Raw genomic sequence first — 8,931 nt, 5'->3', positions numbered from 1 at the left:
CGCTCCTACAGAGGAAGCCCCCCTTAGCCGCCAAGTTCGGCGCAGATGTCGGCGGCGGCACAGAGGTCAGAAATAGGTCATGCGCTTCGCAGCTTCGCCAGCGCTACAGCCTGCTGTCATGGAGCAGTGGGTTCAGCCTTGGGCGAACGCGCGCAGCACATCGCCATCCATGCGGTACCTCACCCACTCTTCCTGCGGCTGGGCGCCCAGGGATTTGTAGAACTGGATCGCCGGTTCGTTCCACTCCAGCACGCTCCACTCGAAGCGCCCGCAACCGTTGTCGCAGGCGATCCGCGCCAGGTGCCGCAGCAGCTGTTTGCCAGCGCCGCCGCCGCGTTGCGCAGGGGTGATGTAGAGGTCTTCCAGGTACAGGCAGTTGCTGCCCAGCCAGGTGGAATAGCTGAAGAAAAACACCGCGAAGCCGATCGGCACGCCGTCGCGCAGGCAGATCAGGCCGTGGGCCGTGGCGCCCTCACTGAACAGGCTGCGCTCGATGTCGGCGACGCTGGCGATGACCTCATGGCGAGCGCGTTCGTAATCGGCCAACTCCCTGATGAAGGCAAGGATTTGCGGTGCATCGCTGGGCACGGCTGGGCGGATTTCGACGGACATCGGCGGGTCTCGGTTGGAAGGCAGGCGGCCATATTAGATCGACAGGGGAAGGACATGCACGGGTATTTCACGGGGATGTGCCTGGAGGTCGTGGCGGATGATTGTCCATGTCGGAATTGCCCGGTTCCGGTAACCCGTGCCGCAGACTTGCCGGTCAGCCACCCAACAAAGGACGCTGGTGTGAGCGCCATGGGCTTTATCGCCGCCTTCGACAGCGGCTACAGTGGCGCGTTATTCACCCGCTGATGGCTCCCTCCAGATGACCGCCCACGCTTTTGCTCCCCTGCCCGATCTCGCCAACACCCTGCTGCCCCACGCCTTGGAGCCCGTCGATGACGGCGCCCACGACCTGTCGCACCTGCAGCGGGTGTGGGCCAATGTGCGGCGTATCGCCAGGGAAGACGGCGGCGACTTGCAAGTGTTGCTGGCCGCTACCCTGCTGCACGATTGCATCGCCGTAGAAAAAAGCTCACCGCTGCGCGCCCAGGCTTCGCGCCTGTCGGCGGAAAAGGCCTCGACCCTGCTGCACCAGTTGGGCTGGCCCGAAACGAAGATCGCCGCGGTGGCCCACGCCATCGAAGCCCACAGCTTTTCCGCCGCCATCCAGGCCGAGACCCTGGAGGCGAAGATCCTGCAGGACGCCGACCGTCTCGACTCCCTGGGCGCTCTCGGCGTGGCCCGCACCTTCTATGTCGGCGGCCGGTTGAACCGAGCCCTCTACGATCCCCACGACCCGCACGCCGAGCACCGCGGCTACGACGACCTGAACTTCACCCTCGACCACTTCCACACCAAGCTGCTGCACCTTGCCGAAGGGTTTCAGACCCTGACCGGCGCGCGCCTGGCGCAGGTGCGGCATGCCCGCCTGAAGCGCTTCATGGACGAGTTCATCGACGAGATCGGCGGCTGACTTACTCCGCCTCGCGCTGACTCCGAAGCCTGCAGGATCACAACCGCCAGGGTCCTGGCCATGACCCTGTTGAATGCCGCAGGCCCCCTCAAGCACCGACTCAGCAGGTCGGATGGTTGAAGCGATTGATCATGTTGCCGTAGGTGCGGTTGTAGCGGTTGGCCGAGCGGACGATGCTCGAACTCTGCATCTGCGCCGACAGGTTCTTCATCGCGCCCTCGGGAGCGCGCTTGTACACCCCGTCCTTGACGTCGCGGATGATCGAACGCGACTGGCCGATGAACTCATTGATTTCCAGCATGCCGCCAGCGCACGACTTGCCGTTCTGCGCCGCCTGGGCGCTGACCTTGCCATTCCAGCCCGCGGCCGCGTCTGCCACCAGTGCCAGGGACTTCTCGAAGGCCGCCAGGGCCTGCGGATCGTTCGGTTCGGCGAACAGTGTCTCGGCATCGGCAGTGTTGAGTTTGCCGTAGTAGATCAACCCGGCCCGATAGTAGGCCGCGGTGTCTTTCGGCGCCTCATCGAAGGCCTGCTTGGTCAGCACCAGGTCACGCGCCCCCAGGCCGGTGTAGAAGTCCTGCTCCTTCTCGCTGACCGCGGTCAGGGCGGCCAGATAGGCCTGGCTCTGGCGACGGGCCAGGTCGCCGTTGTCGCTCAGGTAGCCCTTGGAAGCCGCGTAGTTCTGCAGCTCATGACTCAGCGGCGAGAGGGTTTTCAGGGCCGCGGAGAAGGCCTGGGCCGCCTGATCCACTTCCGGGATCGGCGTATCGATGGCCAGGGCGCCATCCAGGGCCCGGCTCAGGCGATCGATGAGGATATCGTTGCCAACGCTGAAAGCAGTGATCGGCGCCTTGCCAGCCAGGGCCGGCACCTCGTACTGCCGGTAACGCTGCTCGAAGGTCTGGAAGGATTCGCTGATGCTGTTTGCCGCACCGACGTAGTGGTTGTATTTGTCGATTTCCTGTTGCCGGGCATCGACCTGTGCCACGGGCTGGCTGGCCACCTTGTCGCTCTTGTCACTCTTGTCGCCACAACCGGCCAGCAACAGGGCGCCGCCAATCAGGGCCGCCGCAAAAAACATCCGAGTCTGCATTTCTTCACTCCTTGAAAAAGTGCCCCAAGAACGCGCGGCAACCGCGACGGACCGGTGACAGTGTTGGGTTTGCGCGCCGGCATTGGGCGAGATATCCCCCCAGGCAAACCTCGCGGCCGCCCTGGCCTGCGCCTTTTGCGCTGAATGCCGTGCTTATGTGATAGCACGCAAGACTGCCCTGTTCTCGCGGGGCAAAGGGCCATTCGTCGATTCCCGGGCACTTCTCGAGCCTTCTCCCGCCCCAATCTCAGGTATCCATTGCCAAAGGAGAGCCCTCATGCCTCGTGGAAGCAAAGCCAAATACACCGCCGAACAGAAGCGCAAGGCCGCCCATATCGAAGCCGGTTACGAAGCCAAGGGCGTGCCCAAGGAAGAAGCCGAAGCACGGGCCTGGGCCACGGTAAACAAACAATCCGGTGGCGGGGAACGGGCTGGCGGCTCCGGGCAACACACACCGGCCTCGGAAAAGGCCGCCGCGCGCCAGTCCTCGGCCAGGCGCGCCGTCGCCAGCCGTGAGGGGCACGCCCGCAACAGCCAGGCCTCACTGAGTAGCCAGAGCAAAGACAGCCTGCTGAAGGAAGCCCGGGTGAAAAACATTCGCGGCCGCTCGACCATGAGCAAGCAGGAGTTGATCGAAGCGTTACGCAAGGCGGGATAAACCGTCGATCGCCAGCAGCGCTCCCTGCAGGAGCGAGCTTGCTCGCGACTCCCTCACTCCGTCAGCAAGTGTCTAAGCGTGGACGCCGTTCCCGTTGACCAACGCCTCCACCTCCGCCGTACCCGGCGCGGTGGCCGGCCCCCAGCGGGTCACCGCCAGGGCTGCCGCGGCGTTGGCCCGGCGCGCCGCCTGCAATGGCTCCAGCCCCTGCGCCAGGGCTGCGACAAAGACTCCGGCATGGGCATCGCCGGCACCGTTGCTGTCCACCGCCTGGACCTTGAAGCCCGGCACATGGGCACTGCGGCCATGCTGACTGACCCAGCAGCCCTGCGACCCGTCCCTGACCACCAGCAGCACCTCCTGCGACAGCTCCTCATGCAGGCGTTGCAGGGCTTCGGCGATGGTCGAGGTCCCGGTGAAACGCAGCGCCTCGACGCTGTTGCTGGTCCAGATATCGATACGCGACAGCAGCCGGCACATGGCCTCGGAGTCCGGCGAATCCACCAGCGGGCCCGGATCGAACACCAGCCGGATCGCCCGTGGCAAGGCCAGCAGCCAGTCCAGCAAAGCCTCGGCCTTGCCGGCATGCAGCAGGCTGTAGCCGCTGACATAGACAGAATCGTCGGCCTGCACCGCGACACCGGCCAGGTCCTCGGCCGACAGCTGGCCTTCCGCCCCGATGTAGGAAATGAAGCTGCGTTCGGCCGAGGCTTCGGTCAGCGCCACACACAGACCGGTGTCCTCGATGTGGCTGGCCTCGAGAGTGACCTGGATGCCCTCGGCACGCATCGCCTCCCGCGCCAGATCACCGAAGCGGCCGTTGCCGTGTCGTCCCAGGTACAGCACCGGCAAGCCGTTACGCTGGGCGGCCGCCATCACGTTGAAACCGCCGCCGGCTTCGAAACTAGCGGATTGCGCCAACACGTCGCCGCCGGAGTTCGGCAGGCGCTCCACGGACATCACCAGATCGACTATGACCTGGCCGGTGTGCAGCATTCTAGGCATTGGCATTCTCGACAAAAGCAGCACGGCGATCCCTGGCCCCGCCCAGCACGGCATATACCCCACCGGCCACCAGGAAGGTGACGATCCAGCCCAGGCCGTTATGCCCCAGCCAGGAGTCGGCCAGTGGCCCGGCGAACCAGATGTTGTCGGCGGTGGTGCCGATGGTGGTGAAGCAGAAGCCCAGCACTATGGCCAGCACCCAGGCACCGAAGGCCCGCCATTCGACACCGCCGCGGTACCAATAGGCACTGCTCGGGCTGACGTCCAGCAGGTCCTTGGGGCTGTAGTAGTGACGATGGATCAGGTCGACCACGAAGATCCCGACCCAGGCGGTGAGAGGCACTGCCAGCAAGGAAATGAAGGTAATGAACGGCCCGTAGAAACTCTCGGCGATCAGCATGAAGTAGATGGAGCCGGCGAAGATCGCCACGATGTCCACCACCACCGCGTACACCCGCTTGACCTTGAGTCCCAGGGTCAGGGTGGTCAGGCCGGCCGAGTACACCGACAGGTTGTTCGACAGCAGCAGGCCGCCGAAAGCGGTGATCAGGTAGGGCACCGCCATCCAGGTCGGCAGCATGTCGCGGATCGCCACGATCGGGTCGGTGGCCGAGGCCAGGTCGTCGTTGCCCACCGACAGCAGGCCGCCCAGGGTAATCAGCAGCACCAGCGGAATACCGGCGCCGAAGGCCGCCGATGCCACCAGGCGCGAGGCCTTGACGCTGCTGTGCTGGTAACGCGACATGTCGGCGCCGGTATTGGCCCAGCCGATACCGGTGCCCGCGGCCATGGTGCCGATACCGATGATCATCGCGCTCAACGGCGCCGGGGTGGCGTTGAACACCGCGCTCCAGTCGATGGTGGCGCAGAGGAAGCCGCCCACCAGCAGGTTCAGTGCGCCGAACACATAGGTGGCCCACTTCTGGATCACCAGCAGGGTCGCGTGGCCGAGGCCGGAGACGGCCAGGGTCAGCAGCACGAAAATACCGATGAACACCAGGGTCAGCAGCGGCGCGCTCTTGGCCTCCACCGGCGAGCCGAACAGGATCGAACACAGCGACAACAGGACGAAGGCGGCGGTGGTGGTGTTGACGGTTTCCCAGCCCACCCGCGACATCAGCGACACCAGGGTCGGGCCGATATTGCCGCGCACGCCGAAGATCGCCCGCGACAGGGTCAGGCTCGGCGCCCGCCCGCGACGCCCGGCGATGGAGATGATCCCCACCACCGCGAACGAGCCGGCGGCACCGAGGATGGCGACGATGATCGCCTGCCAGATCGACAGGCCGCGAAAGGCCACCAGGGTCGCGCCCAGCGGCAAGCCGAGGATGCTGATATTGGCGGCGAACCAGACCCAGAACAGTTGCAGCGGATGGCCGTTGCACTCGCCTTCCGGCACCGGCTCAATACCGCGGGTTTCCAGTTGCCCGGCGCTTTGCCCGGGGTTCGATGCACTCATGAAAACACTCCTGTTGCCCTTATTTTGTGATTGTCGGCAATTTCGGAAGTCGATCAGACGTCCCGGCATTCCGTGCCGTGTTCCTGCTATCCATGGCAAAAAAAGGTTCAGCGACAGGCTCCATGGCGGAGCCTGGGCCATGCAGCCAGTCGCTTTAACGCAGGGCCAGCAGCCCCTGCACCAGAGGTTCGAGATCCAGGTCGTTGACCTGCTTGATCTGCTCGATCAGGGCGGCCGGCCAGCACTCCATCCCCTGGCAGGCGCCGAGCATCGCACCGAGGATGGCGGCAATGGTATCGGTATCGCCCCCCAGGCTGGCGGCCATGCACAGCGCTTCGAACGCCTGCAGTTCGCCGATGGCCACCTGATGCGCCAAGGCAAAGGACACCACCACCGACTCCTGGGAAGCGACGGAAGTGCCGATCAGGTCGTACAGCAGATCGGCCAGCAGCGCCTTGTCGCTTTCGACGCTGAGGCTGCGCGCCCAACTGATGCGCGTGGCGATACGCCCACCGGCCACCCAGTGGCCATGCCGCTCCGCCTCCTGGGCGATCTGCACGCCAATCTGCAAGGCATCGCCCAGCGGCACGCCATTGATCCCGGCGGAAACCACCGCCGCTACCGCCGCCGCACTGGAGATGCCCAGCGTGGTGTTATGGGTCACCTGGCAGGCCTCCACCACCGCACAGATAAAGGCCTGGGCATCGTCGACATTCGCGGCGATGCCCACCGGGGTGATGCGCATTGCCGCACCGTTGGTGGTTCCGTAGCGCCCGGCTTCTTCCGCGGTATGCCCGGCGAGGATCATCTCGATGGCGCGCTTGGTCGAAGGGCCCAGCAGGTCCTGGGAGCCCTTGGCCTGCATCGCCGCTTCCCACTCGATCAGGCTATGGGCCAACGCCGCCGGTTCGATCCGCCCCTTACCCGCGACCAACAGGTCGCCGACCAGGATCGCCTGTTCGGTGTCGTCGGTGATCGAGCCCTTGGGCATGTTGGCGGCAATCGGTTGATCGGGGCCGGCGTCTTCCAGGCTGTGGATGGCACCGAAGCGCTGCTTGATCTGTTGCCGGCTGAGGGATTGGGTCGGCATGCCCAGGGCGTCGCCCAGGGCCAACCCGTAAAAGGCGCCCAGAGCGCGATCCAGCGGGATCATTTCTGCGCTCCGAATTCCAGGTGCAGGCGAAAGTGCAGCGGGTCGAGAAAACTTTCCACCTGTTCCATGAAACGCCCGCGGCGGTCATAGGTGGTGCGCAGGGCCTTGAGAAACACACTGCCGGCCGGACGCCCCAACAGTCGTGCCTCTTCTTCGCCCAGCGGCTCGGCGCCGATCCATTGATCGCCGCGCTCGCCGATGTAGCCGTAGGCGGCCAGGGTAATGGTCAGGGAATCATCGATCAGCCCTACTCGCGGCAGGCTCTCCAGGCCTCCGGTGGCGGGCATCAGGGAACGCTCAAGGGAAACCACGGTGCCGTCGGTAGAGCGCCGGCGTCGGTCCAGGGCAATGAATTGGTCGGTACCGAAACGGCTGAACAGGTCAGGACGTTGCACCGCCTCCAGGCGCAGCACCTCGGTGTTGATCAGCGCCCCGCTGTCCGCCAGGGCCTGGGCCCAGCCGTTTTGCTGGTCCAGCACCACACCGTCAAAGGTGACGATGGAGCCGACTCCGCTCTGGGTGGCGATGTAGTTGCGGCGCTTGAGTTCGGCCAGGGCCTCGCGCAAGGTGCCACGACTCACCGAGAATTCCTGGGCCAACTGATGCTCGCCCGGCAACAGGAAACCGTCCTCCATGAGGCCGCTTTCGATGCGTCGGATCAGCTCATCGACCACGCGTTTTTTCTTGTCAAATCGAACATGTCTAATCATGTACAAATTGATACATGAAACAGGATCTTGGTCGCAAGATATTTATTCGATCAACAAGATGTTTCGGAGCTCAGGGCTCCAGGCCGATCGGGAAGAACACCCCACCGCTCCAGACGCCCAGCCAGTTCTCACCGTCGATCGGACGGCTCACCGCCAGTTCCACCAGTTGATAGAACACATTGCGGTGCACCAGCGCTTCCAGGTTGCTGCGTACATGAACGTAAGGCGCCGGCTCCTGGGTCTGCGGATCGATCATCACCCGCAGCGGGTGTTCGCTGCCGGCGCTGACCTGCTCGTCGACATTAGTGGTAAAGCGCAGGACCTGGGCCTCGCCCTCCCCTTCGACCTCCAGGGTGACCGCGACAAAGGGCGCGTCATCAACCTTGATGCCGACCTTTTCCACCGGGGTGATCAGGAAATAGTCGTCGCCGTCGCGACGAATGATGGTGGAGAACAGCTTGACCATGGGTTTGCGGCCAATGGGGGTGCCCAGGTAGTACCAGGTGCCGTCGCGGGCGATACGCATGTCGATATCGCCACAGAAGTCGGGATTCCACAGGTGGACCGGCGGCAAGCCCTTCTCCGCCTTGGGAATCTGCGCCAACAGATCGTTGGCTTTGCCCGGACCACTCATGCTGCTCTCCTCGTGCTTGGCTCAGTCGCTCAAGCCTAACAGGCTACGGGCGTATTGTTCGAGCGGCGGGCCAAGCAGGTCTTCCGGCTTGTTGTCGTGGAACGTCAGTAAACCGCCACGGCTGCGAATCCGCGCGGTATCGATCAGGTACTGGGTACTGGTTTCGATCAGCATGATCTGAATCACGCCGTTGTCGATCCCCAGGCGATCCACGGCTTCCTGGTCGAACCATTCATCGGAGTTGCCGATGCGGTCGTCGGCCTTGGCGAAACGGGTGTACAGCAGGTAATGCGCACCCACCTCACGGGCCTCGGCCATGGCCTGGTCCAGGCCTTCCGGCGCCCGGGCGCGGCGGACCATGGGGAAGTACTCGATAAAGCCCTTGAAGGCTTCCTCGGCCACCACATTGGGACGCGGGTAGGCGCTGCCCGGCGGGGCAAAGGCGCCCTGGGCAATGAAAATGAACGAGTCCGGCTGAACGCGGAACGAGTTGGAGCGCTGGGTATTACTGTGATCGAGGAACCCCGCATCGCCCATGTGATAGCGAACACCCTCACCCATATCGCTGACATTCATGCAGCCGCCGAGCCCCAAAAAAGCCAGCAGCAAAACCAGGCTACGCATCCTTCCCTCCAGAAGCCGGTGACGGAAAACCGGCGAATGGCCACGAGATGCAGCTTCCGCGCCAGCTCGGGCG

At 64.3% G+C, this 8,931-nt stretch carries 10 protein-coding genes; 2 read left to right on the top strand and 8 right to left on the bottom strand.

The window, feature by feature from the left end:
• Positions 1-132: 132 nt before the first annotated feature.
• A complete protein-coding gene (locus ACTJKT_RS08045; protein WP_007928100.1) occupies positions 133-612 on the bottom strand; it encodes a GNAT family N-acetyltransferase in 480 nt (159 codons plus the stop codon).
• 259 nt (positions 613-871) lie between these two features.
• Between ACTJKT_RS08045 and ACTJKT_RS08040 the strand changes: the two genes are divergently transcribed.
• Positions 872-1,522, top strand: coding sequence for an HD domain-containing protein (locus tag ACTJKT_RS08040; protein ID WP_440786724.1), 651 nt, complete (start codon positions 872-874; stop codon positions 1,520-1,522).
• A 100-nt stretch (positions 1,523-1,622) separates the two neighbouring features.
• Here ACTJKT_RS08040 and ACTJKT_RS08035 read toward each other — a convergent pair whose 3' ends face one another.
• Positions 1,623-2,615, bottom strand: a complete 993-nt coding sequence (locus ACTJKT_RS08035; protein ID WP_440786723.1) for a DUF3829 domain-containing protein — start codon at positions 2,613-2,615, stop codon at positions 1,623-1,625.
• A gap of 277 nt (positions 2,616-2,892) precedes the next feature.
• Between ACTJKT_RS08035 and ACTJKT_RS08030 the strand changes: the two genes are divergently transcribed.
• The gene (locus ACTJKT_RS08030) at positions 2,893-3,273 is read left to right on the top strand and encodes a termination factor Rho (protein ID WP_440786722.1); all 381 of its coding nucleotides are present in this window, start codon (positions 2,893-2,895) and stop codon (positions 3,271-3,273) included.
• A gap of 72 nt (positions 3,274-3,345) precedes the next feature.
• Here the strand turns inward: ACTJKT_RS08030 and ACTJKT_RS08025 are convergent, their stop codons facing one another.
• The 6 genes from ACTJKT_RS08025 to ACTJKT_RS08000 form a co-directional block, all read right to left on the bottom strand.
• Positions 3,346-4,278 carry a PfkB family carbohydrate kinase gene (locus tag ACTJKT_RS08025; RefSeq protein ID WP_440786721.1) on the bottom strand — a complete coding sequence of 311 codons (933 nt, stop codon included), beginning with the start codon at positions 4,276-4,278 and terminating at the stop codon, positions 3,346-3,348.
• Positions 4,271-5,737 carry a purine-cytosine permease family protein gene (locus tag ACTJKT_RS08020; RefSeq protein ID WP_440786720.1) on the bottom strand — a complete coding sequence of 489 codons (1,467 nt, stop codon included), beginning with the start codon at positions 5,735-5,737 and terminating at the stop codon, positions 4,271-4,273. Before ACTJKT_RS08020 ends, ACTJKT_RS08025 begins: the two co-directional genes overlap by 8 nt.
• A 154-nt stretch (positions 5,738-5,891) precedes the next feature.
• Positions 5,892-6,890 carry an ADP-ribosylglycohydrolase family protein gene (locus tag ACTJKT_RS08015; RefSeq protein ID WP_440786719.1) on the bottom strand — a complete coding sequence of 333 codons (999 nt, stop codon included), beginning with the start codon at positions 6,888-6,890 and terminating at the stop codon, positions 5,892-5,894.
• Positions 6,887-7,600 (bottom strand): GntR family transcriptional regulator, encoded by a 714-nt coding sequence (locus ACTJKT_RS08010; RefSeq protein WP_440786718.1) that lies wholly within the window; start codon positions 7,598-7,600, stop codon positions 6,887-6,889. Before ACTJKT_RS08010 ends, ACTJKT_RS08015 begins: the two co-directional genes overlap by 4 nt.
• 70 nt (positions 7,601-7,670) lie before the next feature.
• Positions 7,671-8,234 carry a DUF1285 domain-containing protein gene (locus tag ACTJKT_RS08005; protein WP_440786717.1) on the bottom strand — a complete coding sequence of 188 codons (564 nt, stop codon included), beginning with the start codon at positions 8,232-8,234 and terminating at the stop codon, positions 7,671-7,673.
• A gap of 21 nt (positions 8,235-8,255) precedes the next feature.
• Positions 8,256-8,858 carry a DUF4823 domain-containing protein gene (locus tag ACTJKT_RS08000; protein WP_023968436.1) on the bottom strand — a complete coding sequence of 201 codons (603 nt, stop codon included), beginning with the start codon at positions 8,856-8,858 and terminating at the stop codon, positions 8,256-8,258.
• Positions 8,859-8,931 lie beyond the last annotated feature (73 nt).

The sequence above is a fragment of the Pseudomonas sp. 22526 genome, from assembly GCF_052044735.1.
Classification (GTDB): domain Bacteria; phylum Pseudomonadota; class Gammaproteobacteria; order Pseudomonadales; family Pseudomonadaceae; genus Aquipseudomonas; species Aquipseudomonas piscium.
The sequence above is the reverse complement of the archived record's forward strand: the minus strand, read 5'-3'. Positions and strand labels throughout refer to the sequence as shown.